We start from the raw sequence: 25,207 nt of genomic DNA, 5'->3' as shown, positions 1-25,207 counted from the left end.
TTTAAGGTCTGTCGCTGGCACTAAGGGGGCACTCCGGTTCGTTCGCACAACCGGTATTTCGGGACTTCCAATACATAGTTCCAATACGAAAACACTCTTGTTTCGATAGTCAAAACCTATCAAAATGAAATCCGCAATCCAAAGGATATCTGATGCGTCCAACCCTCCGACAGTTGCAGTATCTCGTCGCGGTGGCCGAAACCGGTAAATTCCACGAGGCGGCGAAACTGTTGAATGTCTCCCAGCCGAGCCTCTCCGCCCAGATTGCCGCAGCAGAGGAGCAACTCGGCACCGTGCTCATAGAGCGCGGTCGCAACGGTGCGATCATGACGCCCACGGGCGAGGAAGTGGTGCGTCGTGCGCGCGTAATCCTGACGCAGCTGGAAGACCTGAAGACCGTTGCACGGCAATCGGAGGGGCGTGTCGCGGGCCGCTACCGTCTCGGTACTGTGCCCACGATCGGGCCTTATCTTCTGCCGAGTGCGGTGGGGGAACTCCACCGCCTGTTCCCTGACCTGCGCATGAGCGTGCGTGAGGAGCGCACGATCGACCTTGAGGAAAAGCTCAATGACGGTCGTCTCGACATGATCATCTCGACGCCGGAGGACCATGTGAACAGCGAAAGCATGTCCCTGTTTCAGGAAACGCTTTTCATATGCGCCGCGCCGGATGACGAACTTTCCCAGGGTGAAGGCCCCGTTGATATCAGTGCGCTACAGGGCAGGGAATTGCTCAGCCTCGGTTTCGGCCACCGGCTCAGCGTCGTGATCCAGATGCTGGCCGATGCTGCCGGTGCGCATGTCAGTACGGAATATGAGGGGACATCACTGGATGCGATGCGGCAGATGTCGGCCATGGGAGCGGGCGTTGCCATCCTGCCCAATCTCTATGCCGTGGTGGAAGCCCAGCGCGACCCGGGCCAGGTGGTTCGGCCGCTGCGCCATCCACTTGCTACCCGCGATGTCAGCCTGATCTGGCGCACGGGCTCGCCGCTGGGCCGGGACATTGAAGCACTTGGACTCGTCTTCCGCGACGTGGCCATGGACTTGCTGGATTCAGATGCGTTCCAGCCCGCTGCCCGACCGATCAAACGTCGGTGACCTGTTTGTGTGCTTCGGCGAAATATTCGGTTGAGCGCATCTCGTGCAGGCGGCTGGCGGTGCGCTGGAATTCGAAACTGCCATCGCCTGAGGGATAGAGCGCATCCGGTTCGGCGGCGGCGCTCGCGACGAGTTTGACCTTCGCCTCGTAAAGCTCGTCGATCAGCATCACGAAGCGCGCAGCCTCGTTGCGGTTCTCAGGCGAGAGCAGGGGAATGCCTTCAAGGAACACGGTGTGGAAATGGGCGCCGATCGTATGATAGTCGCGGGCGCCGAGGGGGCGGGCGCATAATTCCTCAAAGGTGAAACGGGCCGTCCCCGCTGCCTCGCGCGAAACCTCCAGCTTGCGGCCTTTGACCTTCAACGTGCAGTGCTGCGGCGTCGCGCCAAGCGTCAGCCGGTTCCAGGCCTTGTCCAGCGCCGTGTCTGCCTCGGGCCCAAGCGGCGCGTACCAGACGGGCGCTTCGCTTAGCCGGTCGAGGCGGTAATCCCGGTCGGATGTCAGCTCGAACACGTCGCAATTGGCTTTCAGTATATCGACGAAGGGCAAGAAGAGGGGACGGTTGATGCCGTCGGTATAGAGATCGTCCGGATGGCGGTTGGATGTCGCCACGACGGTGACGCCCTCATCGAATAGGGCTTCGAACAGGCGCGACAGGATCATTGCGTCGGCAATCTGCGTCACCTGGAATTCGTCAAAGCAAAGCAGGCTCGCGCCTGAGGCGATGCGTTTCGCGGCTGGCGCGATCGGGTCGTCGCCGGCTCCCTTGACGCGCCATTGTGACCGCTTGCGCGCGCTCGCGTCGAGCTTGCGCCATTCGCCAAGCATGTCGTGCACGCTGCCCATGAATTCATGGAAGTGAACACGGCGTTTCGGGGTGACGGGGGCTGCCTCGAAGAAGAGGTCCATCAGCATGGATTTGCCGCGTCCGACGCCGCCCCACATGTAGAGGCCATGGACAGGCGCGGGTTTCGAGAACCAGCCGCCCTTGTTCTTGTTGGCCAGCCTGCGGGCGAGGTCATCAAGGCGCGCGGCGGCCTTGGCCTGCGCGCTATCGGCATCGATCAGGCCTTCGGCGATCCGCGCCTCGTAGCGGTCGAGCACCGAGATATTGCTGTCATCAGCCAATGCGGTGCGCCACTTGCTCAATCAGTTCCCGCCAGGCAGCCGGACGCAGCAGCATCGCGATGACGAGACCTGTCAGCGCGCCGCCGAGGTGGGCGCCGTGCGCCACCATGGTCTGGTCGCGCTGGGAGAGAATGAAGCTGACCACGATGAAGCCGACGCCAAAAACGATGGCCCACATGGGGATGGCGAAGAAGAGGTAGAGCATCGCGAAAGGATAGAAGAGGCAGAAGCCCGTGATCACACCGGATGTGGCGCCCGAGGCACCGACGGCGCGGTAGTTCGGCTGGTTATGCTTGTCTGCATATTCCCAGACATTCCCGCCCAGCATGGAGGCCGCGTACAGGATCAGGAAGCCGCCAGACCCGACATAGGCTTCGAGGATCTTTCCGAACGTGTAGAGCACGTACATGTTGATGAAGAGGTGCATGCCATTGACGTGCAGGAAGGCCGACGTGACGAAGCGGAACCATTCCTCGCCTTCCCGGATCGGCTTGATCCAGAAGCAGTACCGGTCGAACAGGTCGCGATTGTTGAACGCCAGGACGCTGGCGATCACATTCAGGGCGATCAGCACAAGTGTGGCAGGGTAGACGAGCAGGGCGTCCATGGCGTTCGGGTCCATCAAATGGGCAAAGCCGCCCGAAGGGTTAACCCGGGCGGCTTAGCAAGGTCATTGGGGAGTCTGCAAGCACAAGCTCCCATGAGGGGTATTCGCTCAGGCCGCGCGGGCCGGTGCGGCAGCAGCAGGCATCTGTTCGAGCAGGAAATCCTCGAACGTGTCCGGGCGCTGGATAAAGCGATTGAAGGGCAACGTGGCCTTGAACACGGCTTTCGGGGCGATATTCGCGCCGCAACGCAGCGCCGCTTCAACAACCTGGTCCCGCGTATCCATCGAAGAGACGACGGCGATGCGGTATTTGCCCATATTGGCAACGCGCGCGATTGTCATGTCAGGGTCAACACTGTCAGGCAGGCCAAGGTCGAGGACGACGAGATCGAAGCGTTCGAGGCGGAGGCGTGCTTCGGCAGCCATCAATGTCGGCGCCATCACGAGATCCACCTGGATGCGCGAGCGGGCGGCCTTGTCGGCGGCAATCGCCAACATGTCGCGGACCGGCTCGTGATCTTCTACCCAAAGAACTTTCATACTACTCTACCCCGATAAGGTTATTGCTGCCTGAGCGTCTGTGTCTGTCTGCGCCCGTCTGGAGATGACCTTGCCACCGGGGCCTTACAGCTTGGTAAAGCAGAACTTTCCGAAGTGTTGAAATCTCAACAGATCGGCTCTTTCGGGAAAGTTTTTTGAGGCCTCCAACCCTGCCGCATCCGCTTTCCCGTAAGGGGAGTTCATGTATGCTGCGCGACAGGGAAACGCACGCGAAGAAAAAAGCAAAAAAATTTCATGACAGACGAAATCCTGCCGCCAGCCAGCAAGGCGCCGCTTGTATCGGCCTTCCACGTCGATGACAGCGCGGCAGACAAGCATATTGTCGACGTGCTGATTGAGGAGCGTTGCCCGCACATCAGGGGGCACTGGTCGTGGCCTCTGGTGCGTCCGGCGCTCTACAAGGTGCTCGGCTATGGCAAGGCGCGGCGCATGGCCGACGAGATTGTCCAGTTGAACGGGCGCCAGTCCTTCGATCTCCTGTCAGACCAGCTGTCCTTCGACCTCACGATAGATGGCATTCAGCGCATGCCGAAAACCGGCCGGCTCATCATCGCCGCCAACCATCCGACCGGCCTTGCAGATGGGGTCGCCGTCTGGGACCTGCTGAAACAGGTGCGCGACGACATCATTTTCTTTGCCAATGCGGATGCCGTGCGGGTGAACCCGAAATTCGAGGACGTCATCATCCCCGTCGAATGGGTTGCCGCAAAGCGCACGCCCGCCAAGACGCGCGAGACACTGAAGCGCGCGGCCGAGGCCTTCAGCGACGAGAAATGCGTCGTCATCTTTCCCTCGGGCCGGCTGGCCCGCCGCGTCGATGGTGTGCTGCAGGAGAAGGACTGGTTCTCCACCGTGATCGGTCTCGCCCGCAAGCAGAAGGCGCCTATCCTGCCGCTCAATGTAGATGCCCGGAATTCTGCGCTCTATTACCTGTTCTGTGACCTCAATGACGAGTTGCGCGACATCACGCTCTTCCATGAATTGCTGAACAAGCGCGGCTCGAAATTCAGCATGACATTTGGCCAGCTAATTGACCCGGCCTTGCTTGAGGGTGACGCAGGCGTTCTCACGGAGAAGCTGAAGCATCATGTCGCCTACGACCTTCTCACCAACCCTGCTGCCGTCTTTAAGCCCTGACGCTGCAAGTGTGACGGCAAGCGTCACTTGAACTTGCCAGCGATGCGCTCTAGACGCGCTCGCCATGCTTGAAATCATTCCTGAAACCCCCGCTCTCCACGCCATCGCCATTGAGTCGCTGTTCGATGTTACGTTCGGTCCGGGCCATTTCGCCAAGACGGCCGAGCGCTTGCGCGAATTTTCCCATTCCCTGCCTGAGATCAGCCGCGTGGCCGTGCTGGATGGTGAGATCGTCGCTGTCTGCCGTGTCTGGCCGCTCGTCGTGGGGGAGGCCCGCACACGTGCCTTGTTTTACGGCCCGGTTGCTGTGACGCCGGAACAGCGCGGCAGCCGACTTGGGCAGGCCGTTACGGTCGCTGCGCTTGAGGCGGGTGAAGCCGCAGGCTGGCCGGCAGCCGTGCTTATCGGTGCGCCAGCCTATTTCTGCGAGATCGGGTTTGAAGTGACGCCGCGCGGCCAGCTTGTTTTCCCCGGGCCGCAGGACCAGGGTCGCGTCATGGTGAAAAGCCTCGCAGGCGACGCCAGCCAGCTTTCGGGTCTGGTCACGGCCCTCTAAGAACGCAGGTGTTTCGGACTCAACCGCCTTTGGAGCGTTGATCCAGAGGCAGGGTGTATTCCGCCGGCACGCCGTCAATATACATGCCTTCGTGGAACAGTTCGCCCTGCATGTCGCGCTCGGTGCCCGGGCCATTCAGGAAGCCGTTCGCGAACAGGCCGGCCATCACGACACCGCTGTCGGGAAGTGTCAGCACGCCATAGCCTTCATAGACGCCACCCCTTGTCTCACCCTGATAGCTCGCCATCAGGGCAGGGCCTTCATAGATGTCATCGGCATATTGCTCGATCGGTTCAAAGTTTGCGGCGACTTCCAGTGCCTTGGCCTCAGCCGCGCGTGCAGCAAGCTGAGTCGGGGTGGGGGCTGCAGGAAGTGCCGCACCGTCTGATTCCGGAACCGGCGCGACGGGGTCCTGCGGTGTGGGGGCCTTCGGGCCGCAGGCGACACAGATGAGCGCAGCCAGACTGATGAGTGTTGTTTGGGAATATCGCATGGCGGCCTCCGTGTGATGAACTCTCAGTCTATCACAAACTGCCCGTGCGCGCATGTCTGCCGACAGGCCTGATTGCCAATCTGGCCTGCGCGGATTAGTGACCAATAGGCGCGTCTTGTGCATGGGGGTGACAAATGACGGATCTCCGCCTGATCCAGTATTTCGAGGTCGTCTACAGGCTGCTGAGTTTCTCCAAGGCCGCTGAGGAACTGCATCTGACGCACTCGGCGGTCACACGCGCCATCAAGACGCTCGAAGAGGCCTGGGACACGCCGCTCTTCTATCGCACCACGCGGTCAGTCGTGCCGACCGAGGCCGGCGAGCGCCTGTATCCACGGGCCGTGGAATTGCTGGCCTTTTCAGCGACGGTGATGCGCGAGACCGTGTCCGGTGACCGGGAACTCAAGATTGTCGGCGGGCCCATCGCCTATGACATCCTCCTGCCGACGGTGATCAATGCCTATCGACAGGTTGCGCCCCGCATGCGTGTCCGGGCCGACGTGATGTCACCGCACGCCGCTGTCGAATCCCTCGTGCAACGCCATGCCGATGTGGTCATTTTCAACATGTCGACCCTGCAAGCCATGCCGCATGCCGGCCGGCTGCGGTTCAATGAGATCATGTCTGAAGCCTATATCATGGTGTTCCGGCCGAACCATCCGATCAGGGAGATGGACAACCGTTTTGAGTCGCTGCTGGCCTTTCCCTGGGCCTTCCCCGGTTATCTCGACTATCTGGATGGTCAATTGCCGGATGGCATGGCTGAAGCCCTCGCCGCCGCCGATGCCCCCCAATATACGCTCTATAGCCCGACAGCCTGCATGAACCTCTCGATGATGTCTGACGTCCTGACAATCATCCCGGTGTCTCTTGCGCAGGCCCATCTTGATAGCGGCCGCCTTGAAGGCAAGCGGATTCCGGGGATACCCGACTATCGCGTTGGCATCGGCTTCCGGCGAGAGGCCGAACAGGAGCCGCATATTCGGGATCTTCTCGGCTGCGTCGATTCCGTGGCGCGTACGCTTAGCCGCGAAAATGCTCAGCGGTTGAAACGCATGCCGTGAATTCCCTCAAAGGTTAACTTGAAACTATTGCGCACAAATAAACGATAATTACTCAATTGTAGTCATGAGTATGCTGTCGTAACTGAACATGTCTTTGTGATGTGGCGCGTCCCCCACCCAGTACCACATCACTGCAAAAAGGCACTTTGCCAGGCAGTGTATCCCCGCTGCCTGGCATTTGCCTTCTTGCGAAAGCCGAAAACCCAATCGTTTGTTTGTGTAGGTGCCTCGTCGTCGCCTATTGGCCTTCGCGCCGCCATGCCAGGATCAACAGGATCACCAGAAGGCCTGCCGCCAGGATGCCGGGCAGCAGCGGCTGGCTTGTCGATGAGCGCACCGCATAGGCGCCGCGCTCGCGCAGGCCGAGCCAGTTGCTGCCCGCCGCTGCCCCGCGCGCGCTGACGCGGCGTATATCCGGAAGATCCGTGCCCGCCGCATTTAGCCGGAATACGGCGCCGCCGGTCTGCTTCGCGAAAGGCGCCATGATCTCGGTGCTCGATTGAAGGTCGGCATATTCCTTGGGGTTCGCCGGGCCGTTGAGGGCCACCGCTTCCAGTCCGCCGGCTTCAGCCCGGTAGAGGCCAAGCTGATCAATGGGCGCTTCGGCCGTGAAGATGCCGGGCGCCTTCTCTCGCCAGATGGGTTCGAGGATGCGGCCTTCCGGTGTTTCCAGTTGCAGTGGTGGGGCGGTGTCGAGCAGGGTCCGCAGTTCCATTTTTGCGGTGTCGCCTTCTGCCACAAGGCTGAGGCGGCGCTCTTCCAGTTCAGGTTCCTTCATCATCCAGTGGACCGTGCGCCGGATGAGCTCCGAGAAGGGGCCGCCGCCATCATGGCCTCGCGCCCAAAGCCAGATCTGGTCGGACATCAGCATGCCCACGCGGCCCTTGTCGACGCGGTCGACAATAAAGAGCGGCTTGTCGTCCGGCCCGCTCATCAGCACGTCGCCCGCCTGCGCGGTGGCCTCGATATAGCGCATCCAGCCGCCCCATTTCTGGCCATCAAGCGGCGCCGTCACGGCGTGGCGCTTGCCGACTTCGGTCAGTTCCGGGATGAACTCGCCCGTACGGATACGTCCGGTCGGAGAGGCAGGCAGCACCGCGGCGAGGGGAGAGCGGGCAAGGCTGCCCGGACCGGCGAACGGTTCGCCCGCCGCGATCAGCAGTGCGCCGCCGTCGGTCACATAGCGCGCCATGTTCGCGAGGTAGGACTGCGTGATCACGCCCCGGCGCTCATACTGGTCGAAGATGATGAGGTCGAAATCCTTCAGCTTGTCTTCGAACAATTCCTCAGTCGGGAAGGCGATGAGGGCGAGTTCGTCCGTCGGCGTGTAGTCTGTCTTGTAGGGCGGCCGAAGGATGGTGAAGTGGACAAGATCCACGGATGGATCGGATTTCAAGAGGTCGCGCCAGACACGGCCGGCCTGGTTCGGCTTGCCGGTCACCAGCAGCACGCGCAGCCTGTCGCGCACGCCTGCCAGTGTGGAGGCCGTACGGTTGTTCGCCAGCGTGAGTTCCTCACGCCCCGGCGGCACTTCGACGACAATCACATTTTCACCGCGCCGCTCGATCTCGATGGGCAGCGGCGTATCCTCACCGGCCTTCACCTTGACGCGCTCGGCCTGACCGCCGTTCAGCGACACGCTGAGTTCGACTTCGCCGCCATCAGGATCATCGACGCGCACGACAAGATTCGCCGTTTCGCCGACGATGCCGAAATTGGGGGCATCAACGATCTGCACACGCCGGTCGCCGCGGTCCGGATCGCCGACGACAAGCCCATGAACCGGCCCGATCGCGCTGCCCTTGTCCGCGCCTGTCGGCAGGTCATGGACCTGACCATCGGTAACAAAAATTGCACCCGCAATCCGGTCGCGCGGCACGTCCGCCATCAGGCCTTCCAGCGCGCCATAGAGATGCGTGCCGTCATCGTGCGGATCGGATTCCAGCACACGCACTTCCAGTGACGAGTCGGCCTCCAGCTTTGATTTCAGCGCTGTGAACGCGGCATTGGCGGCGCTCGCCCGGTCGCCGAACTGCATGCTCTCGGATCGGTCAAGAATGAGGGCGGCCACGGAGGGGAGGGGCTCGCGCTCCTCTTCCACAAGGGACGGATTGGAAAGGGCCGCTGCCAGCACAGTCAGAGCCAGACCTCGGGTGAGCGCGGCCCTGCCACGCAGCACGACATAGCCAGCCCAGGCGAGAACTGCGACCGCCACAACCAGCCAGAACACCGGCCAGCCGAGGAAGGGCTCAAAGCTGAGGCGCGTGGCATCGATCATTGTGGCTCACTCCCGGGAGCGGTGCCCCTCAAGTCGTCCGGCGCGATGGCGCCACCTGCGTCGGTCCCCTTGTCGCCGTTTTCACCCTCACCCAAACGCTCCAGGAGGGCTGGGAGGTGAACCTGATCGTCCTTGTAGTTGCCGGTGAGGACATACATTACGAGATTAACGCCAAAGCGCCGTGCCATTTCACGCTGCTGCGGCCCGCCATCGACGGAATAAAGATCGCGCCCTCGTTCATCCACGGCCCAAGCCGAGATCCAGTCAGCATCGCCGATGAAGAGACGCGAGACGCCGTCGCCGCGCGGGGCATTCGGCCCGCCCGTCTTCTCGATCCACAGACGGCGATTGGCAAACCGGCCGGGAAAATCATCGAGGAGGTAGAAGCTGCGTCCGAGGACATGATTGGCCGGCACGGGTTGCAGCGGCGGGGCATCGAGGCCTTCGAGGAGCTTTTCCAGCGGTGCAACATCCGTGTCCGTTCCGACCGTGCCGCCCGCCCGTGTGTCGATCACCAGCGCGCCGCCGGAGCGGAGATAGGTGTTGAGATGTGCAATGGCAGTTTCCGAAAGGGGCGGGGCGCCTTCCGGCACGCTGAAATAGATCAGCGGGTAAAGCTCCAGCGCATCGGTTTCGAGGTTGAGGGAATCCGGCTCGGCCGGCTCGACCGATGTGCGCAGGCTCAGAACGGATGAGAGGCCTGAGAGACCCGCGCGCGTGCGCTCATCCAGCGCCCGGTTGCCTGTCTCGACATAGCCGAAGCGCATTGTCAGCGCGGCGTCGATTTCCTTCTGGGTGGCATTGCCGGTGCGGGGCAACGCCTCAACCTGCGGCGCTGTCGAGACGCGGCGGAAGGAGCCGTCCGGCATTTGCTGGTAGCGATAGGACTGGGCTTCAGCGCTGTGGGGCAGGGCGGTGGCCATGGCGCAGATCAGGAGCAATGCGGCGGCGCCCTTCGCCTTGCGGCCTAACCGAGGCAGGTGGCCAGCGACCAAGAGAGCAACAAACAAGTCAAGCACGAGAAGGATGGCGGCGAGCGAGAGCAGCGGACCAGCAAGGCGCAGCGAGCGGGCCTCAGCATCGCCAAGCAGGTGGGCAGACACCGGCCATGTATCGATCAGGTTCGGCTTGGCTCCGGCGCCGGCATTGAGGGCGCGCGTGCCTGAGGGACCCTGATAGAGGCCCGGCGGATGGGCTTCGGAGGGTTTGACCGTGCCGAAATCGGCGGCCTTCAGGGGCGCGGCGCTGGCGCCTGCTGCCGCGAGACGGCCATAGCCGTCGAGAACCAGTTGCGGCGTGTAGGCGCCCTCGGCGTCGCTGACCGCTTCCCCACGCCCGGCCGCAATGGAGCGGCGCAGCATTTGCTCGAAGGTCGCCGAATAGGGCAGATTCGACCAGTCCGGCCCGGCCGTGATGTGGAACAGGATCAGCGTGCCCGACCCGCGAGAATCTGAGGTAACCAGTGGGCTGCCATCAGCGAGGCGCGCCCATGTCTTGCGCCCGAGATCCGGCGCGGGCTTGGCGAGGACCTGCTGGCGGATACGCACATCGGCCGGAATGGAGAGGCCCGCAAAGGGCGATGTCGCAGGGAAGGGCGCCATGGCCTGCGGTTCATCCCAGGCGAGGGCGCCGCCCAGCGCGCGGGAGGAACGGCGCAGCGCGACAGGCAACAGGTCATCGCCTTGAGAGGCCAGGTGCGGCCCGGCAAAGCGGATCAGCGCGCCGCCCTGTTCGACCCAGTCGGTCAGGCGTTTTGCATCCTCGGGCTGGATCTGGCCAATGTCGGTCAGGATGATGGCGTCGGGGGACGTGGCGACCAGCGATTCAATTGTGCCTTCTGTGATGGAAGCGAACGGCTCGAGCGCCTTGCGGACATAGTGCATGTCGGAGAGGAGCGGCTGCGCGGCGGCGCCCGCATCGACGAGACCTACGCGCCGGGAACGGTCAGAGGAGTCCCAGAGCCAGACCGTTCCGGCGCCCTGGCGGCCCGTTGCGGTAAAGCGCGCTATGCGCGACAGGGCGGCAGCGGGAATGGAGAAGCTGGCCGTGGCGTCGCGTTCGCCTACAGCAAACACGACTTCGGAGGTCGCAAGGGCCGATCCGTCCAGCGTGAGGGCGGAAACAAAGCTGCGCTCCTCGCCGCGCGGCTGCACACGGCGAAGGGTGACCGAAACCGAGTCCGTCTGCGACGAGATTCCCGTGATAGCTGCCGGCCCGGTGGGGGGCGCCGCATAGACCGAGAGCGGCGCCATCGCGGAGAGAGCAGCAGCAAAGGCGCGCCCGCCTTCATCCTCCACGCCGTCGCTGGCCCAGAAGATGCGATCAGGCTTGAGGCCGGAGTCTTTAAGCCGCTTCAGCGCTTCGGTCCGGTCGGTGGCCCAGGCCTGCGGGCGCAGGGAATTGAGGCGTTTGGCCATGTCGGCGCGCGACAGGCGCGTGGCCGGATCAGCGTTCAGTGTCTGGGGTGCGGTTAGCAGGAGGTGAGTGGGGGCGTCGCGCCCGCCGGTATCGAGCGTGGCTGTGGCCGCATCCACCAGTTCGCTCCAGCGCGGCGCCGAGGGCCAGCCATTGTCGACGACAACCAGCAATGCCCCGCCGGCATCGGCTGCTTCATTTTTCGCGCCCGGCGCATAAACGGGCTGGGAGAGGCCACCGATGGCGGCTGCGGCCGCCAGTGTGCGGATCAGCCAGACCCACCAGGGCGTGCGGGCAGGTGTTTCTTCCTTCGGCTCCACGCCTTCGAGCAGGCGCAGTGACGGTAGTTCGACATCTTTCGGCGCAGGCGGCGTTGCCCGCAGCACCCACCAGATGATTGGCAGCGCCAGGAGCGCGAACAGCGCCAGCGGCGCACCGAAGAGGAAAGGGCCAAGCGCTGTCATCCGCGCGCCCCGAAACTCTCAAGCGCCATTTTCAGGCGGGCGGCGCCATGCAGGCTGGGCGTTGCGGTCGTGTGGGTCACAAGGCGCCAGCCGATCTGGGTGGTGAGTGTCTGCAGGGCGTCGCGCTGTTCGGCAAACTTGCGCTTGTATTCATCGCGCATCGTTTCGGCGCGTCCGAGGATGCGGTCAACCATGGCGCCGGGCCGGTGCAGCTTCACGCGGCCCTGGAAAGGAAAATCGAGTTCGATGGGCGCGGCGACAGCCAGCAGAACGCCCTCGGGGCATTTGGCGGCGAGTGGTTTCAGCCGCGCCTGCCATTCCGGGATCGGATCATAGAAGTCGGACGCGATGACGAGCGTCGCCGAGGTGCGCGGGGGCGGCGGGAAGGGGCGGTCCGCGCCATTGGAAATATCCTCCGACAGCCGATCAACGGCCCGTTTGCCGAAGCTGGGCGTTCGGCCTGCGCCCAGCGCGCCGATGCGCTCGCCATCCTTGGACATCATCAGGCCGAGGGCCAGCATCAGGAGGCGCGCTTCGTCCGCCTTGGTACGGATGTCGCCTTCGCCCTTCCAGTTGAAGCCCGGGTGCGGGTCACACCAGAACAGCACCGTGCGCGCGGTTTCGAGCTCGGTCTCGCGCACGAACAGGTCATTGCCTTTGGCCGACCGGCGCCAGTCGACGCGGTCGGCTGCGTCTTCCTGCATATGGTGGCGATACTGCCAGAACTGTTCGCCCGTGCCAGCGCGGCGCCGCCCCGCACTTCCGATATGCGCCGCTTCAGAGGCCTCGGCCTTGAAGTTCAGGTTCGGCAGCTGGCGGGCCAGCGCCTCGGCTTCAGCGCGAAGATCGGAGGAGGGCGTCATTGAACAAACCCTGCCGCGCAAGTGTCGGCGGAGGCGATCAGGGCATCCACGTCTTCGGCCGTCAGTTGATCCACAGGGACAGGCCCGCGATTCGGAACGGCGTTATATTGATCGCGGAGCAACATAAGGCGGGTCTCCAGACGATCAGCCTCAGCGGTCAGACGGTCGGTCTGCGCAACATAGGCATTCATGGCCGCCTCGGAGCCGAAGCGCATCACTTTCATGCGCTCCTTGCGCTGGAAGGCGAATTCGCGAGAGGACTGCATCGCCGCATTGACGCTGTTCGCGCACGCGCCCGCTGCCTTGCGCCCCGGTTCCGTTCCGGGCGAGGCGCAGGCGGCTGTCAAGAACGCGAGGGCCAGTACGGCCGTCCGCATAGTCACCCCACCTTCCGCGCGAGGTCGTTGATCAGGTCGGTGAGGCTTGGCGCTTCTCCGGTCGGGTCGTAGCGCATGGCCATGCGGTGGCCGAGACACGGCTCAGCGAGGGCTTCCACGTCCTCGATCGAAGGCGCGAGACGTCCGCGCAGCAGGGCGCGGGAACGCGCCGCCAGCATAAGGGCCTGACCGGCGCGCGGGCTTGGGCCCCAGTCGACGAGCCGCTGTACGCGCGCGTCAGATGTCTGCTCGGGCCGCGCCTCGCGGATCAGGTTCAGGATGGCGGAGACAATCTTCTCGCCGACCGGCATGCGGCGCACCAGCGCCTGGATCGCCATGAGATGGTCTGCGTCAAGCGCCGCGCGCACGGTGCCTTCGGCGCCCCCGGTCGTCTCGATCAGGATACGGCGCTCGGTATCCAGGTCCGGATAGGCGACATCCACTTTCAAGAGGAAACGGTCGAGCTGGGCTTCGGGCAGGGGATAGGTGCCTTCCTGCTCGATCGGGTTCTGCGTCGCCAGCACATGGAAGGGCGCGGGCAGGTCGTGGCGCATGCCGGCGACGGTCACATGACGCTCCTGCATGGCCTGAAGGAGGGCAGACTGCGTGCGGGGGCTGGCACGGTTGATCTCGTCGGCCATCAGCAGCTGGGTAAAAATAGGCCCGCGCAGGAAGCGGAAGCTGCGCTGGCCTTCGGCGGTCTCGTCCATCACTTCGGAGCCAAGGATATCCGACGGCATCAGGTCCGGCGTGAACTGGATGCGCTGGTTCGACAGGCCAAGCGCGGTGCCCATGGCCTCGACCAGGCGCGTCTTGGCAAGGCCCGGCGCGCCGATCAACAGCGCGTGACCCCCTGCGAGAACAGCGGCCAAGGCCAGCTCGATGACACGCTCCTGCCCGAAGACGGCCTTGCCGATTTCAGTCTTCACCTGAGCCAATGTCTCGGTGGCGGCTTCGGCTTCGGCAACTATGTCATTCGTATCGACTGCAGTATCGGCCATATAAAGAGCGCCTCCGGCTTCACGTATCTGGTAAACAAACCTATGTCTAAGGCCTCATCATGGCGGAGTGAGACGTGAAATCCAGTCCCGACAACACATTGAGCCTAGAGGAGACGCTTAAGGCTATCCTGCCGGATGGCAAGCTGTCCGGGAAGCTGCCGCCTGTGGATTCGTGGAATCCGCAAAATTGTGGCGATATTGATATGGCCATCCGCGCCGATGGCAGCTGGTGGCATGAAGGTGGTCGCATGAATCGCGAGCGCATGGTGAAAATGTTCTCGCGCATCCTGCGCAAGGATGAAGACGGGAAGACCTATCTCGTCACGCCCTATGAAAAAGTCGTCGTGGATGTCGAGGATGCGCCCTTCATTGCCGTGCGCGTCGACCGCGCCGGGGAGGCAGGGCCGCAGCAGGCGCTCGCCTTCCTCACCAATGTCGGCGATGTGGCCGTGGCCGGGCCGGACAATCCGATCCGCGTCGAAACCGATGCCGAGACCGGCGAACCTGCGCCCTATGTCCTGGTGCGCGGACGGCTGGAGGCCAAGCTCGCCCGGCCTGCCTTCTATGAACTGGTCGACATGGCAGAGACCGATCCGAAAGACGAAACTGTGCTCGGTGTCTGGAGCCAGGGCGTATTCTTCCCCCTTGGCGCAGCAGCCTGAGCCGCATGCCCTATACCAATCTTGATGATTTCCTGACGCGCGCCGCTGCCCGGCTGACGCCGCCCATGGATGAAATGACGCTGCAGGATACCGGCGACATGGATTTCCTGACGCCGGAAGAAGTGGCCATCATCCGGCCTGCGGCCGTATTGATCGGCATTATCCCGCGCAAAAGCGGCGCCACGGCTCTCCTCACTGTGCGCCCGACCACCATGGCCTCCCATCCGGGGCAGGTCGCCTTTCCGGGCGGCAAGGTCGATCCGATTGACGTGGACGAGGTCGCTGCCGCCCTGCGCGAGGCTGAAGAAGAGGTTGGCGTCGTGCCCGGGGATGTCGATGTCATCGGAAAGGCGGCGCCTTATGTGACCGGAACGCGCTTCCGGATCACGCCTGTTCTGGGTGTGCTTCCGGCGGATTTTATCGCCGTCCCGGACCCGACTGAAGTGGCCGATGTATTCGAAACGCCGCTCGATTTCCTGATGAATACCGCCAACCACAAGATGGGCCATGCCACGTACAAGGGAAAGAACCGCGAGTATTACGAGATGCCGCATAATGGCTATCGTATCTGGGGAGTGACGGCCGGGATTATCCGCCGCCTTTACCAGACGCTATATGAAGGGGGCGATTAGGGGTTTGGATTGGGCCCTTGGGGGCTTATCTAGACAGAGACCTGAATTGGAGGGGACTTTTGGCCGGCAGACTCGTTTTTGAGCTCTTTATCTTTTCGATCCCGTTCCTCGTGTTCGGGCTCTATGTGCTGGTCACGACCAATGCGGAGGTCGAAGGGCGGCGCAAATGGCCGATCCAGATCCTGTTCCTGATCGGCCTGGTCCTGGCGACGGCTGTCTGGTTCATCCTGATCCTGCTGGAGAAGAAGGAGCGCGATGTCTGCCACGAACCCGCCCGGTTCGAGAATGGTGAGATCATTCCCGCGCGCGATTATCCGTGCGAACAGAATGTGCGAGATGTAGGCGTCCCGCTGAAGCGTGATCCTGGCATCGTGCCTCAGGGCGCTGATGGCCCGTCCGATGCGCATGATCCTTCGGAAATCCAGGCGCGCTATCCGGAAACCGTTGAATCCGACAGCCCTGATGACCCCGATTGACCCGATTTCGCCATCCTGGCTGAGCGGGGAGGGGACGCAGGCCGTTATGGCGGCGCTCGAAGCCGCGCGTCCCGGCGGCTCGCGCTTTGTTGGGGGCTGCGTACGCAACGTGTTTCGCGGCACCACGCAGGACGACGACGATATCGATATTGCCACGCAGCTTGAGCCGAAGGCCACGATGGCGGCGCTGGAAGCGGCGGGCCTCCGCGCCCTGCCCACGGGCATCGATCATGGCACGATCACGGCCATCTACAAGGGCCGCCCCTTCGAGATCACCACGCTGCGCCGCGATGTCGAGACGGACGGGCGCCGGGCGGTCGTTGCCTTCACCGAGGATTGGGCAGAAGACGCCGCGCGCCGTGATTTTCGCCTGAATGCCCTTTATGCCGATCTGAGTGGCCGGGTTTTTGAACCGATTGCCGAAGGCGTGGCCGATGCCGTCTCGGGCCGTGTCATTTTCATTGGCAATGCCGATGAGCGCCTGCGCGAGGATTATCTGCGGATCCTGCGCTTCTTCCGCTTCAACGCCTGGTATGGCGAAACGATTGACCCGGAAGGGCTCGCGGCCTGCGCGCGCCAGATGCAGGGCCTCGAGAAGATTGCGGCCGAGCGTATCTGGAAAGAGCTGAAAAAGCTGCTCAGCGCGCCGGATCCATCAGCGGCCGTGCTGGCCATGGAGGAATCGGGCGTGCTGGACCAGGTGCTGCCGGGCACCGAGGCGGGCGGCCTCGTAGCACTGCGCGAGGCAGAGAAGCGGGCCGGCCTCAGCACCGACCCGATGCGGCGTGTCATGGCGCTCTTGCCCCGGCGCGGACGGGAAGTGGATGCAATGGCTGCGCGCCTGAAGCTTTCGAATGAGGAACACAGGCGCCTGTCGGCCTGGGCCAGCGCCGGCATGGATCATGTCGAGGGCCTCGCCCCGCAGGACCTGCATGCGGCGATCTATGCCTATGGCGCTGAAGCCGTGGCGGATCGCGCCGTCCTTGAGGCAGCCCAGACGGAACGAACAGAGGGGCTATTTGCGCGTCTCGCAATGATTGACGGCTGGAACCGGCCTGTCTTTCCTGTCGGGGGCGATGACGCCTTGGCGGCCGGGCTTAGCGGCCCAGAGATTGGTCAGGCCCTCCGCGTGGCAGAAGCGGCCTGGATCGATAGTGATTTCACGATGGGCCGCACAAAATTGCTCGCCCTGCTCAAGCGCCCGGATTAACGCCCCAGAGCGACGCGGTCATGTAGGACGCGAACAGCAGCCAACCCAGATAAGGCAGCTGGATCAGGGCCGCTGTCCGCGAATGCCGGTCAAACTCGCGCACCATGGCAAAGGCCATCAGAAGCAGGCTGGCCATGATGCAGAAGGCAAGGCCTGTATCTTCAAGCCCGAAAAAGGCGAGATTCCAGACCATTCCCAGGCCGAGAAGCATGAAATAAAGGCCGAGCGCGCTGCTCGCCGCCCGAAAGCTGCCAGCCGCCTTCGAAACCATGAGTGCGCCCGCCACAACTGTAATCAGTGCGACAGGCCAGGCGGTCATCACGGCAGGGCCAGACGGCACCAAAGGCGGCTTTGCGAGGCTCGCATACCAATCCAGCGATCCGCCGCCGACCACCATCAGGCCAAGGCCGCACGCGACCAGGGCGCTGGCCACGACCAGAACCCCGCTTGCCCACGGAAAGGGATATTCGCGTACCACCACCATAGGGTGATTGTACGCGCCTAATGGCCCTCCGTCATGACAGATCGTTGAAAACAGGGATTATTTCGCCATACTGCACTGCGCAGGGCAGGAATGGCCTAGGGCCATTTCACCACGGGCGGCATGCTGGAGAGAATGCTGGTGACATTGCCGCCCGTTTTCAGGCCGAATGTCGTGCCCCGGTCATAGAGCAGGTTGAACTCGACATAGCGCCCGCGCTGGATCAGCTGCTCCTCGCGCTCGGCTTCGCTCCAGGGCCGGTTCATGCGGCGGGCGACCAGTTTCGGATAGATATCGGCGAACTGGCGACCGACCTCCTGCGTGAATGCGAAATCGCCTTCCCAGTCGCCCGAATTGAACCGGTCGTAGAAAATTCCGCCCGTGCCGCGCGGTTCGTTGCGATGGGCGAGATGGAAGTAGGAATCACAATGATCGCGCATGGCGACAAAATCTGCGCCGTCATACGAATCGCACGCGGCCTTCATCGCGGCATGGAAATCCACAGAATCTTCAAAGGCCTGATTGCGCTGGTAATCGAGCAGGGGATTAAGGTCGCCGCCGCCGCCGAACCAGCTGTCACTGGTGACCAGCATGCGCGTGTTCATGTGTGCGGCGGGCACATGCGGGTTGCGCGGGTGGGCGATCAGGCTGATGCCGCTGGCCCAGAACTGGCCGTCCGATTGGTCTGCGCCGGGGATCTGGGCGGCGAAAGCTTCCGAAAAAGTCCCGTGTACAAGGGAAAAATGGACGCCGACCTTCTCGAACACCCGGCCGCGCATCAGGCCCATGCGGCCGCCGCCGAGGTCTTCGCTGCCGTCGCCTCGCGACCATTCGGTCAGGTCGAACCGGCCTGCAGGGCCTTTATAGAGGGGCGGGGCAGCCGCATCTTCAAGCGCTTCAAACCGGGCGCAGATGTCCTCCTGGAGGGATTTGAACCATGCGCTTGCACGGGTCTTGCGGGCATTCAGATCAGGATCGGTCATGCTGCTTTTGATGCGCTGTTGGCGCTCCTGCGACAAGCGCGCTGTTGTCACAGGCCACAAGTCAGGATAACGCGCGTCGGATAAGTGTTTTACCGGGCTTCCCGTGTCGCCTTGCCGCAATGGGCAGGGGAGGGAGGCTTGTGTAATACGGGGCCAAGATTCTGCCTTGAAGGACGGGTACAGCGTGACTGATCAAACTGCACATTCCCATGACGAAGCCGTCGATGAAGATCGCCGCAACTTTATCCATATCGCCACCGGCGCCGTGGCATTTGGTGGCGCCGCCTGCTTCGCGATCGCAGCTGTCGACCAGTGGAACCCCGCTGCCGATACGCGCGCCGCGTCGGCCCTGGATGTCGATATCTCCAAAGTGCCGCTGGGCAGCGAAATCCGCGTCCTGATCGGCGGCAAGCCTTTCTTCATCCGTCACCGTACGCCGGCAGAGATCACTGCCGCCGAGAACGTCAACATTGCCACGCTGCGCGACCCTCAAACCGATGACGAGCGCTTGCGCCCGATGCAGGACGGCAAGCTTAACCGCGCGATCCTGATCACGTCTGGTGCCTGTACCCACCTCGGCTGCGTGCCTGTCGGCCCTGCACAGGGCAACACCGGCGAATATGGCGGCTGGTACTGCCCGTGCCACGGCTCGCAATACGATACATCCGGCCGCATCCGCAAAGGCCCGGCCCCGTCGAATCTCCCGGTTCCGAACTACACGTATGTGTCGGCAACCGTAGTCAACATTTCCCTCTAAGGAAGGATATCTCTGATGAGCGGACATGAATCATCCTACACGCCCAATACCGGCTTCGAAAAATGGCTCGACAAGCGCCTGCCCATCATCCGCTTTGCGAATGATACGGCGATCACGTTCCCGACGCCGAAAAACCTGAACTACTGGTACACGTTCGGCGGCATCCTCGCGATCTGCCTCGTCGTCCAGATCCTGACAGGTGTCATCCTGGCGATGCACTACGAGCCGAACGTCAACGGCGCCTTCGCCTCGGTCGAGCGCATCATGCGCGACGTGCCGTTTGGCTGGCTGCTCCGCTATATCCATTCCAACGGCGCTTCGATGTTCTTCTTCGCCGTCTATATCCACATGTTCCGCGGCCTCTATTACGGGTCGTACAAGGCGCCACGCGAAATCCTCTGGATTCTCGGCTGTGTCATCTTCCTGCTCATGATCGCTACGGCCTTCCTCGGCTACATGCTGCCATGGGGCCAGATGTCCTATCACGGCGCCAACGTGATCACGTCGCTGTTCGGCGCCATCCCGCTGATCGGTGAAAGCCTTCAGACATGGATCCTCGGCGGGCCGTCGATCGGCAACCAGACGCTCCAGCGCTTCTTCTCGCTGCACTACCTGCTGCCATTCATGATCGCCGCTGTCGTGATCCTGCACATCTGGGCGCTTCACGTGCCAGGCAACAACAACCCGACCGGCGTTGAAGTGCAGGACGTGGAAAAGGACACCGTGCCGTTCCACCCCTATTACACGATCAAGGACGGCTTCGCGATTGTGCTCTACCTGATCCTTTTCGCGGCCTTCGTCTTCTACGCCCCGAACGCGCTCGGCCATGCCGACCAGGCCATTGAGGCCAACCCGCTGGTCACGCCGGCGCACATCGTGCCCGAATGGTACATGTTGCCATTCTACGCCATCCTGCGCGCCATCACGTTCGATCTCGGCCCGATCCCGGCCAAGCTGCTCGGCGTGATCTTCATGTTCGCGGCCATCGCCATCCTGTTCGTGCTGCCATGGCTCGACACGTCGAAAGTGAAGTCGATGCGTTACCGCCCGGTCGCGCGCCAGTTCTTCTTCGGTTTTGTCGTGGTCTGCCTTCTGCTCGGCTGGTGCGGTGCGAAAGCGCCTGACGCAGCTGTGATCCCGGCGCTTCAGGGCGAGAAAGTCCTCGTTGTGAGCTATACGGAGAACGGTCAGGAAGCGACCAGCGAATACAAGGGTGGCGGCGAAGCCTATCTTGATGCCAAGCGCTTCATGGAAAGCCTGCCGGAAGATGCCAACCCTTCCTTGGCCGCCGTTGCCGCGCCGACTTTCCAGTTCGCCCAGCTCTCACTGATTCTGACGATCTGCTACTTCGGCTTTTTCTTCATGCTCTTCTTTATCGGTCTGTCCGAGAAGCCGAAGGAACTGCCGGAATCCATCCATAAATCCGTGCTCAAGCGCCACAAGGCGTCGACAGCCACCGCCGTTCCGGCCGAATAGGGAGCCTCGAGGGAATTCCATGAAAGCGTTCCGCATCCTCGCTGCCGGTCTTGCCGGTCTTAGCCTCGCAGCCATGGCGCATGCCGAAGGCGGCGCCGCAGCCCACCCGCATGAACCTGAGGGTGGCTGGCCATTCGATGGCATTACCGGCCAGTTCGACATGCCGTCCCTTCAACGTGGCTATCAGGTCTACCGGGAAGTCTGCTCGTCCTGCCACTCGATGAAGCTGATGAGCTATCGCAACCTGGGTGAGCCCGGCGGCCCGTTCTACGATCCGGACTATCCGAATCCGAACGACAACCCGTTCGTCAAAGCGCTTGCTGCCGATGTTGAAATCCAGAGCCCGACTCCGAATGAAGTCGGTGACTATGATTTCCGCCCTGCAATGCCGGCCGACCAGTTCCGCTCGCCTTACGCCAACGTGAACGCTGCCCGCGCCGCGAACAATGGTGCGGCGCCTCCGGATCTGTCGGTTATCGTGAAGGCCCGTCATGGCGGCGCCAGCTATGTTTACAGCCTTCTCTCCGGCTACCCGCATGAAGATGCGATCAGCACGCGTGAAGTGACACCGGCCGCCGTGACGACCCCTGCGTCGGACAATGGCACGCCGGATGATCCAAGCGACGACGTCGCTGAAGTGTCGACGCCTGCCGAAATGCAGACGATCATCGACATGTCGAAGGTCGATATTGCAGGTCATGAAGCGGCTGAAGGCGAGCACGGCGATGCCGGCCTGCTGATCCAGCCTGCTGGCCAGTACTACAATCCCTACATGGCGGGCGACACGACCCCGCAATATATCGGCGATCCGCGCCGGTCACCTCCCGGCGGTTTCCTCGCCATGGGGCCTCAGCTGACCCCCGGACGCGTCACCTTCGCGGATGGCACCGAGGCGACAACGGAACAGATGGCCCATGACGTAGCCCAGTTCCTGGCATGGGCCAGCGAGCCGAAGCAGATCACCCGCAAGTCGCTTGGCCTGCCGGTCATGATCTATCTGGGCATTCTGTCGGTCCTCCTTTGGTTCTCGTACAAGCGCATCTGGCGCAAGGTCGAGCACTAGGCGCCTTGCCTGCAAAGGCCCACAATTTAGCCGTCCGCCACGCGACCGTGGCGGACGGCTTTTTGATGGAGGCCCTGACGCGCCGCATCTGGACCGGCCGTGTCAGCGCCGAATCCACCGTCTTTCGCGAAACGCCGGAAAGCGTTTCTGCCCAGCTTGCCAAGGGCGGCGGGGTTATTCTTGAAGTCGACGGTGAACCGATCGGCTCGGGCCGGTTTGTGCCCGTTCCGGGGCCCGGCGGGCAGGGAAGCTGGATCGAGATCAAGCGGATCGGTGTGCTACCGGGCTTTCAGAAGCGCGGGTTTGGCGCCGTCATCCTTGATGAACTGGAACGCATGGGCCGTGCGCGAAAGGCTGAAGGTGCGCAGCTGGCCATCAGGGCGGATCAGCCTCGCCTGATCGTGTTCTATCAGGCGCTTGATTACAGGCCCGCAGATGATGTTGTGCTGACGACACCCAACCCGCTTTCCCCGCCGCCTTTCGGCATGCGCAAGATTTTCAGGACTGATACATGACCCAATGGACACTCGGCATAATCGGCGGCTCTGGCCTCTATGAGATCGATGGCCTTCAGGACCGCCGCGAAGAGACGGTTGAGACGCCCTGGGGCGCGCCGTCTGATACGCTGGTGCGGGGCCGTATCGGCGATGTCGAACTTGTCTTTCTGCCGCGTCATGGCAAGGGCCACCGGCTCACACCGACAGGCGTGCCCTACCGCGCCAATATAGCGGCGCTGAAGGCCGCCGGCGTGACCGATGTCCTCTCCATTTCGGCCTGCGGCAGCCTGAAGGAACAATACGTTCCGGGCCATTTCGTCGCCGTGGACCAGTTCATCGACCGCACAGTGGCCCGGGAATCCACCTTCTTTGGTCCGGGAATGGTCGCGCATGTCTCCATGGCGCGCCCTGTATGCTCCCGACTGTCCGCGCTCGCGGCCGATGCCGCTGCAGCCGTTGGCGCGGAAATGCACCGGGGCGGCACCTATCTCGCCATGGAAGGCCCGCAATTCTCGTCGCTGGCCGAATCCAGGCTCTATCGCCAGTGGGGATGCGACGTCATCGGCATGACAGCCATGCCCGAAGCCAAGCTCGCGCGCGAAGCTGAGCTGCCCTATGCCACGCTCGCCATGGTCACCGACTATGATTGCTGGCGCGAAGAGGAAGAGGCCGTCAGCGTGACCAATGTGCTGGAAATCATGGGCCAGAACAGCGCGCTAGCCCGCCAGGCCGTCGTCAAACTCGCGGAAACATTGAGCGGAACGGAGCGTACACCCTCTCCGGACGGTATCGATACATGCCTCGATTATGCGCTGATCACGGCGCCATCGGCGCGTGACCCTGAATTGCTCGCGAAACTTCAGGTGATTGCAGGCCGCGCCCTGCAAGGTTAAGGTTTTCTTTCAATTGACCAAAGGCTGGCCTTGGGAGGCGGCGGGACGATTGAAGGGGACCTCAGAATGAGCGAGTCGGATTTCTACACCTTCTTCACCGGCGGCCTCGGTCTGCTTATTGCGGCCGCGCTGCTGATCGCCTGGCAGCTCTGGCGTGTGCGTGATGACGAACGCGACGGCGCGAAGTCTGCGCTCGAGGGCGTCAGCCACGAATTGCGCATTAACCTGCAGCGCATGGTGACGGAAGTGGCCCAGCTCGCCGCCAATCACGAGGCCGGGCCGGACGCGCTGCTGCCGATCCGCCATCCCCAGCTCGACGGCGTCAATTCCACCATGATCCGTGCCAATCGCAACGCGATTGCAGTGGTCGGCGCGACCTATCAGGAACTCGAAGCGCGCAAGATGAGCCTGCGCGCAGTCCTCGCCCAGGGGCGCGACCCTGCTGCGGCGCTGGATGATGCGATGGACGCAGTGATCAACGGCATTGCCACGCTCTACATGTGGGAAGTGCACGATGGCGCCCGCCCTTCTGATGCCGGAACCGTGCGCAGCTGGCATGTCCGAGACTGGATGAAGAGCCATGGCTTCACCCAGGATGCCCTGCCGGGCATGTACCTGCGCGACGAAGTTGTTGAGCGCCTGCGCACTTATGGCCTGCACCTGACCCCGCAACCGCTGACCCACACAGCGCATGAATATTACAATATGCAGTACGACCGGCATGCCGATATTCGGGGGCCGCTCGGGCGCCGCAAGGTGGAGAAGGACGTGGAAGAAGACGTCATCGAAGCGGAAGATGATGAAACCGTCGCCGCCACGAATGGCGGGCCGGTTGCCAAGGAAGCCGAGCTGCATTGATCGCCTGAAGGGCGAAACGCGGCCGTTTCGGGGCATTTTCCGGGCGGCAGGAACCGTTGTGGTCACTTGGGCGTCAGTTGCTCAGGACCAGCAAACGGAGCCTCGTCATGAAACGCACACTCACCGCAACTGCCGCCATCGTGGCCCTTCTTGCCATGCCTGCCTATGCGCAGGTTTCCGGCATCGACACGACCACCACACCTTCAACCGATGCCTCGATTGATATCGAGCCGCCGGCAATGGAAACCGGTGCTGACATCATGGCTGACGGCGAGCCCTATCCTGATGACGTGATGGATATTGAAACACGCGAAGAGGCAGGCATGCCCATTTCCGAAGTCGAGGCAAATGCAGAAGCGGCAGCTGGCGCGGATACTGAAGCTGAAGCGCAGGGCGATGCCGACCTCGGTGCTGAGACGGATGTCGACACGCGGATCACCAATGAATTCGAACCGGAACCCGACATTGATATCGGTTCCCAGCTCGACCTGAAGATCGAGGACCAATAGGTCCCCACCTCTTCCTGGCGATCCGTGTCCCACCCCGCCGGTTCGCCGTGAGCAGCCCGGCATGTCCATTTCGCGACATGCCGGGCCTTTTACGTTTGGGGAACATGACTAAGGTGGGGTGAGCAAATCCTGCTGCATGAGGGCTGATTGCCATGAAACACCTGCTGGCCGCATTGGCCCTGTCACTACCACTGGCGGCCTGTGCCACTGCGCCGTCCGCGTCGGCACACGTTGTGCAGCCCGTGGACGCTGCGGCCGAGACCGCGGCCATCGTTTCTGTGCTCAACGCGCAGGATACGGCCTGGAACCGGGGTGATATCGATGCCTTCATGGACGGCTACTGGCGCTCGCCAGAGCTGCGGTTTGCCTCCGGCGGCAATGTTACGCGTGGCTGGGACGAGACAAATGCCCGTTATCACCGCGTCTATGGGACGCCCGAGCTCATGGGCAGGCTGACCACAACCGATTATGAGATTGTCATGCTTTCGCCCGATGCGGCGATTGCCCATGGTGCCTGGATGCTGGAACGCGACGGCGACCGGCCATCGGGCCTGTATACACTGGTCATGCGAAAGATAGACGGTGAGTGGCTGATCGTTTCCGATACGACAACTTCTGCCGACTGAATCAGATTCCGCATTTGCATGGCGCGTCAATGCAGGCAA

27 protein-coding genes are annotated in these 25,207 nt (G+C 62.6%); 16 read left to right on the top strand and 11 right to left on the bottom strand.

Annotated elements, in window-relative coordinates; all coding sequences use genetic code 11:
- Positions 1-152 precede the first annotated feature (152 nt).
- Positions 153-1,100, top strand: a complete 948-nt coding sequence (locus HY30_RS01405) for a LysR substrate-binding domain-containing protein (protein WP_051614614.1) — start codon at positions 153-155, stop codon at positions 1,098-1,100.
- On the opposite strand, the gene zapE is transcribed toward HY30_RS01405, so the two are convergent.
- From zapE to HY30_RS01390, 3 genes are all read right to left on the bottom strand, one after another.
- The gene (gene zapE, locus HY30_RS01400; protein WP_241765608.1) at positions 1,087-2,250 is read right to left on the bottom strand and encodes a cell division protein ZapE; all 1,164 of its coding nucleotides are present in this window, start codon (positions 2,248-2,250) and stop codon (positions 1,087-1,089) included. The genes HY30_RS01405 and zapE overlap by 14 nt on opposite strands.
- Complete coding sequence (locus tag HY30_RS01395; RefSeq protein ID WP_241765624.1) at positions 2,222-2,851, bottom strand: rhomboid family intramembrane serine protease; 630 nt, start codon at positions 2,849-2,851, stop codon at positions 2,222-2,224. Before HY30_RS01395 ends, zapE begins: the two co-directional genes overlap by 29 nt.
- Before the next feature lie 93 nt (positions 2,852-2,944).
- A complete protein-coding gene (locus HY30_RS01390; protein ID WP_034736147.1) occupies positions 2,945-3,376 on the bottom strand; it encodes a helix-turn-helix domain-containing protein in 432 nt (143 codons plus the stop codon).
- A 255-nt stretch (positions 3,377-3,631) separates the two neighbouring features.
- On the opposite strand from HY30_RS01390, the gene HY30_RS01385 reads away from it, so the two are divergent.
- Both HY30_RS01385 and HY30_RS01380 read left to right on the top strand, forming a co-directional pair.
- Positions 3,632-4,534 (top strand): 1-acyl-sn-glycerol-3-phosphate acyltransferase, encoded by a 903-nt coding sequence (locus HY30_RS01385; RefSeq protein ID WP_034736146.1) that lies wholly within the window; start codon positions 3,632-3,634, stop codon positions 4,532-4,534.
- 64 nt (positions 4,535-4,598) lie between these two features.
- On the top strand, positions 4,599-5,090 hold the full coding sequence (locus HY30_RS01380; RefSeq protein ID WP_034736145.1) for a GNAT family N-acetyltransferase: 492 nt from the start codon (positions 4,599-4,601) through the stop codon (positions 5,088-5,090).
- 19 nt (positions 5,091-5,109) lie between these two features.
- On the opposite strand, the gene HY30_RS20285 is transcribed toward HY30_RS01380, so the two are convergent.
- The gene (locus HY30_RS20285) at positions 5,110-5,583 is read right to left on the bottom strand and encodes an MORN repeat-containing protein (protein WP_034736144.1); all 474 of its coding nucleotides are present in this window, start codon (positions 5,581-5,583) and stop codon (positions 5,110-5,112) included.
- Positions 5,584-5,717: 134 nt separating this feature from the next.
- Here HY30_RS20285 and HY30_RS01370 point away from each other — a divergent pair, with 134 nt between their 5' ends.
- A complete protein-coding gene (locus tag HY30_RS01370; RefSeq protein ID WP_034736143.1) occupies positions 5,718-6,647 on the top strand; it encodes a LysR family transcriptional regulator in 930 nt (309 codons plus the stop codon).
- Positions 6,648-6,885: 238 nt separating this feature from the next.
- On the opposite strand, the gene HY30_RS01365 is transcribed toward HY30_RS01370, so the two are convergent.
- Genes HY30_RS01365 through HY30_RS01345 form a run of 5 tightly spaced genes read right to left on the bottom strand, consistent with a single transcriptional unit; the run spans position 6,886 to position 14,045 of the window.
- Positions 6,886-8,925 carry a hypothetical protein gene (locus HY30_RS01365; RefSeq protein WP_034736142.1) on the bottom strand — a complete coding sequence of 680 codons (2,040 nt, stop codon included), beginning with the start codon at positions 8,923-8,925 and terminating at the stop codon, positions 6,886-6,888.
- Positions 8,922-11,804: a DUF4159 domain-containing protein gene (locus HY30_RS01360; protein ID WP_081812000.1), complete on the bottom strand. Its 2,883-nt coding sequence runs from the start codon at positions 11,802-11,804 to the stop codon at positions 8,922-8,924. The genes HY30_RS01365 and HY30_RS01360 overlap by 4 nt, the downstream gene beginning before the upstream one ends.
- Entirely contained in the window at positions 11,801-12,667 is an 867-nt protein-coding gene (locus HY30_RS01355) for a DUF58 domain-containing protein (protein ID WP_034736141.1), read from the bottom strand. Before HY30_RS01355 ends, HY30_RS01360 begins: the two co-directional genes overlap by 4 nt.
- Positions 12,664-13,044, bottom strand: coding sequence for a hypothetical protein (locus HY30_RS01350; protein ID WP_034736140.1), 381 nt, complete (start codon positions 13,042-13,044; stop codon positions 12,664-12,666). The genes HY30_RS01355 and HY30_RS01350 overlap by 4 nt, the downstream gene beginning before the upstream one ends.
- 2 nt (positions 13,045-13,046) lie before the next feature.
- Positions 13,047-14,045, bottom strand: coding sequence for an AAA family ATPase (locus tag HY30_RS01345; RefSeq protein ID WP_034736139.1), 999 nt, complete (start codon positions 14,043-14,045; stop codon positions 13,047-13,049).
- Between the two features lie 74 nt (positions 14,046-14,119).
- Between HY30_RS01345 and HY30_RS01340 the strand changes: the two genes are divergently transcribed.
- The 4 genes from HY30_RS01340 to HY30_RS01325 are packed head-to-tail and all read left to right on the top strand — an operon-like array spanning position 14,120 to position 17,025.
- Complete coding sequence (locus tag HY30_RS01340; RefSeq protein ID WP_034736137.1) at positions 14,120-14,707, top strand: DUF1285 domain-containing protein; 588 nt, start codon at positions 14,120-14,122, stop codon at positions 14,705-14,707.
- 5 nt (positions 14,708-14,712) lie between these two features.
- Positions 14,713-15,339 carry a CoA pyrophosphatase gene (locus tag HY30_RS01335; protein WP_034736135.1) on the top strand — a complete coding sequence of 209 codons (627 nt, stop codon included), beginning with the start codon at positions 14,713-14,715 and terminating at the stop codon, positions 15,337-15,339.
- A 59-nt stretch (positions 15,340-15,398) separates the two neighbouring features.
- Positions 15,399-15,815 (top strand): DUF6111 family protein, encoded by a 417-nt coding sequence (locus tag HY30_RS01330; protein WP_034736133.1) that lies wholly within the window; start codon positions 15,399-15,401, stop codon positions 15,813-15,815.
- On the top strand, positions 15,802-17,025 hold the full coding sequence (locus HY30_RS01325; RefSeq protein WP_034736131.1) for a CCA tRNA nucleotidyltransferase: 1,224 nt from the start codon (positions 15,802-15,804) through the stop codon (positions 17,023-17,025). Before HY30_RS01330 ends, HY30_RS01325 begins: the two co-directional genes overlap by 14 nt.
- Here the strand turns inward: HY30_RS01325 and HY30_RS18945 are convergent.
- Both HY30_RS18945 and hemF read right to left on the bottom strand, forming a co-directional pair.
- Positions 17,009-17,458, bottom strand: coding sequence for a TspO/MBR family protein (locus tag HY30_RS18945; RefSeq protein WP_162176877.1), 450 nt, complete (start codon positions 17,456-17,458; stop codon positions 17,009-17,011). The genes HY30_RS01325 and HY30_RS18945 overlap by 17 nt on opposite strands.
- Before the next feature lie 146 nt (positions 17,459-17,604).
- Positions 17,605-18,489, bottom strand: a complete 885-nt coding sequence (gene hemF / locus HY30_RS01315) for an oxygen-dependent coproporphyrinogen oxidase (protein WP_034736773.1) — start codon at positions 18,487-18,489, stop codon at positions 17,605-17,607.
- 184 nt (positions 18,490-18,673) lie between these two features.
- On the opposite strand from hemF, the gene petA reads away from it, so the two are divergent.
- From petA to HY30_RS01275, 8 genes are all read left to right on the top strand, one after another.
- Entirely contained in the window at positions 18,674-19,246 is a 573-nt protein-coding gene (gene petA / locus HY30_RS01310; protein WP_034736772.1) for a ubiquinol-cytochrome c reductase iron-sulfur subunit, read from the top strand.
- A gap of 15 nt (positions 19,247-19,261) precedes the next feature.
- On the top strand, positions 19,262-20,722 hold the full coding sequence (locus HY30_RS01305; RefSeq protein ID WP_034736129.1) for a cytochrome b: 1,461 nt from the start codon (positions 19,262-19,264) through the stop codon (positions 20,720-20,722).
- Between the two features lie 19 nt (positions 20,723-20,741).
- Positions 20,742-21,785, top strand: a complete 1,044-nt coding sequence (locus HY30_RS01300) for a cytochrome c1 (protein ID WP_034736127.1) — start codon at positions 20,742-20,744, stop codon at positions 21,783-21,785.
- A 65-nt stretch (positions 21,786-21,850) separates the two neighbouring features.
- A complete protein-coding gene (locus tag HY30_RS01295) occupies positions 21,851-22,300 on the top strand; it encodes a GNAT family N-acetyltransferase (RefSeq protein WP_051614610.1) in 450 nt (149 codons plus the stop codon).
- Positions 22,297-23,175, top strand: coding sequence for an S-methyl-5'-thioadenosine phosphorylase (locus tag HY30_RS01290; RefSeq protein ID WP_034736120.1), 879 nt, complete (start codon positions 22,297-22,299; stop codon positions 23,173-23,175). The genes HY30_RS01295 and HY30_RS01290 overlap by 4 nt, the downstream gene beginning before the upstream one ends.
- Positions 23,176-23,241: 66 nt before the next feature.
- The gene (locus tag HY30_RS01285; RefSeq protein WP_034736118.1) at positions 23,242-24,033 is read left to right on the top strand and encodes a hypothetical protein; all 792 of its coding nucleotides are present in this window, start codon (positions 23,242-23,244) and stop codon (positions 24,031-24,033) included.
- Positions 24,034-24,140: 107 nt separating this feature from the next.
- Positions 24,141-24,542, top strand: coding sequence for a hypothetical protein (locus HY30_RS01280; protein WP_034736116.1), 402 nt, complete (start codon positions 24,141-24,143; stop codon positions 24,540-24,542).
- A 152-nt stretch (positions 24,543-24,694) separates the two neighbouring features.
- A complete protein-coding gene (locus HY30_RS01275; protein ID WP_034736114.1) occupies positions 24,695-25,168 on the top strand; it encodes a YybH family protein in 474 nt (157 codons plus the stop codon).
- Positions 25,169-25,207: the final 39 nt, after the last annotated feature.

This window comes from Hyphomonas chukchiensis (assembly GCF_000682695.1).
GTDB lineage: Bacteria > Pseudomonadota > Alphaproteobacteria > Caulobacterales > Hyphomonadaceae > Hyphomonas > Hyphomonas chukchiensis.
The sequence above is the reverse complement of the archived record's forward strand: the minus strand, read 5'-3'. Positions and strand labels throughout refer to the sequence as shown.

Excerpts from the sequence above, each read along its gene's own strand:
- HY30_RS01280 (WP_034736116.1), top strand. The coding sequence starts at position 24,141 with ATGAAACGCACACTCACCGCAACTGCCGCCATCGTGGCCCTTCTTGCC.
- HY30_RS01295 (WP_051614610.1), top strand. The coding sequence starts at position 21,851 with ATGGAGGCCCTGACGCGCCGCATCTGGACCGGCCGTGTCAGCGCCGAA.
- HY30_RS01395 (WP_241765624.1), bottom strand. The coding sequence starts at position 2,851 with ATGGACCCGAACGCCATGGACGCCCTGCTCGTCTACCCTGCCACACTT.
- HY30_RS01380 (WP_034736145.1), top strand. The coding sequence starts at position 4,599 with ATGCTTGAAATCATTCCTGAAACCCCCGCTCTCCACGCCATCGCCATT.
- hemF (WP_034736773.1), bottom strand. The coding sequence starts at position 18,489 with ATGACCGATCCTGATCTGAATGCCCGCAAGACCCGTGCAAGCGCATGG.
- HY30_RS01365 (WP_034736142.1), bottom strand. The coding sequence starts at position 8,925 with ATGATCGATGCCACGCGCCTCAGCTTTGAGCCCTTCCTCGGCTGGCCG.
- HY30_RS01275 (WP_034736114.1), top strand. The coding sequence starts at position 24,695 with ATGAAACACCTGCTGGCCGCATTGGCCCTGTCACTACCACTGGCGGCC.
- HY30_RS20285 (WP_034736144.1), bottom strand. The coding sequence starts at position 5,583 with ATGCGATATTCCCAAACAACACTCATCAGTCTGGCTGCGCTCATCTGT.
- HY30_RS01370 (WP_034736143.1), top strand. The coding sequence starts at position 5,718 with ATGACGGATCTCCGCCTGATCCAGTATTTCGAGGTCGTCTACAGGCTG.
- HY30_RS01290 (WP_034736120.1), top strand. The coding sequence starts at position 22,297 with ATGACCCAATGGACACTCGGCATAATCGGCGGCTCTGGCCTCTATGAG.
- HY30_RS01385 (WP_034736146.1), top strand. The coding sequence starts at position 3,632 with ATGACAGACGAAATCCTGCCGCCAGCCAGCAAGGCGCCGCTTGTATCG.
- HY30_RS01355 (WP_034736141.1), bottom strand. The coding sequence starts at position 12,667 with ATGACGCCCTCCTCCGATCTTCGCGCTGAAGCCGAGGCGCTGGCCCGC.
- HY30_RS01345 (WP_034736139.1), bottom strand. The coding sequence starts at position 14,045 with ATGGCCGATACTGCAGTCGATACGAATGACATAGTTGCCGAAGCCGAA.
- HY30_RS01405 (WP_051614614.1), top strand. The coding sequence starts at position 153 with ATGCGTCCAACCCTCCGACAGTTGCAGTATCTCGTCGCGGTGGCCGAA.
- HY30_RS01300 (WP_034736127.1), top strand. The coding sequence starts at position 20,742 with ATGAAAGCGTTCCGCATCCTCGCTGCCGGTCTTGCCGGTCTTAGCCTC.
- HY30_RS01360 (WP_081812000.1), bottom strand. The coding sequence starts at position 11,804 with ATGACAGCGCTTGGCCCTTTCCTCTTCGGTGCGCCGCTGGCGCTGTTC.
- HY30_RS01325 (WP_034736131.1), top strand. The coding sequence starts at position 15,802 with ATGACCCCGATTGACCCGATTTCGCCATCCTGGCTGAGCGGGGAGGGG.
- HY30_RS01335 (WP_034736135.1), top strand. The coding sequence starts at position 14,713 with ATGCCCTATACCAATCTTGATGATTTCCTGACGCGCGCCGCTGCCCGG.
- HY30_RS01285 (WP_034736118.1), top strand. The coding sequence starts at position 23,242 with ATGAGCGAGTCGGATTTCTACACCTTCTTCACCGGCGGCCTCGGTCTG.
- HY30_RS01350 (WP_034736140.1), bottom strand. The coding sequence starts at position 13,044 with ATGCGGACGGCCGTACTGGCCCTCGCGTTCTTGACAGCCGCCTGCGCC.
- HY30_RS01305 (WP_034736129.1), top strand. The coding sequence starts at position 19,262 with ATGAGCGGACATGAATCATCCTACACGCCCAATACCGGCTTCGAAAAA.
- HY30_RS01390 (WP_034736147.1), bottom strand. The coding sequence starts at position 3,376 with ATGAAAGTTCTTTGGGTAGAAGATCACGAGCCGGTCCGCGACATGTTG.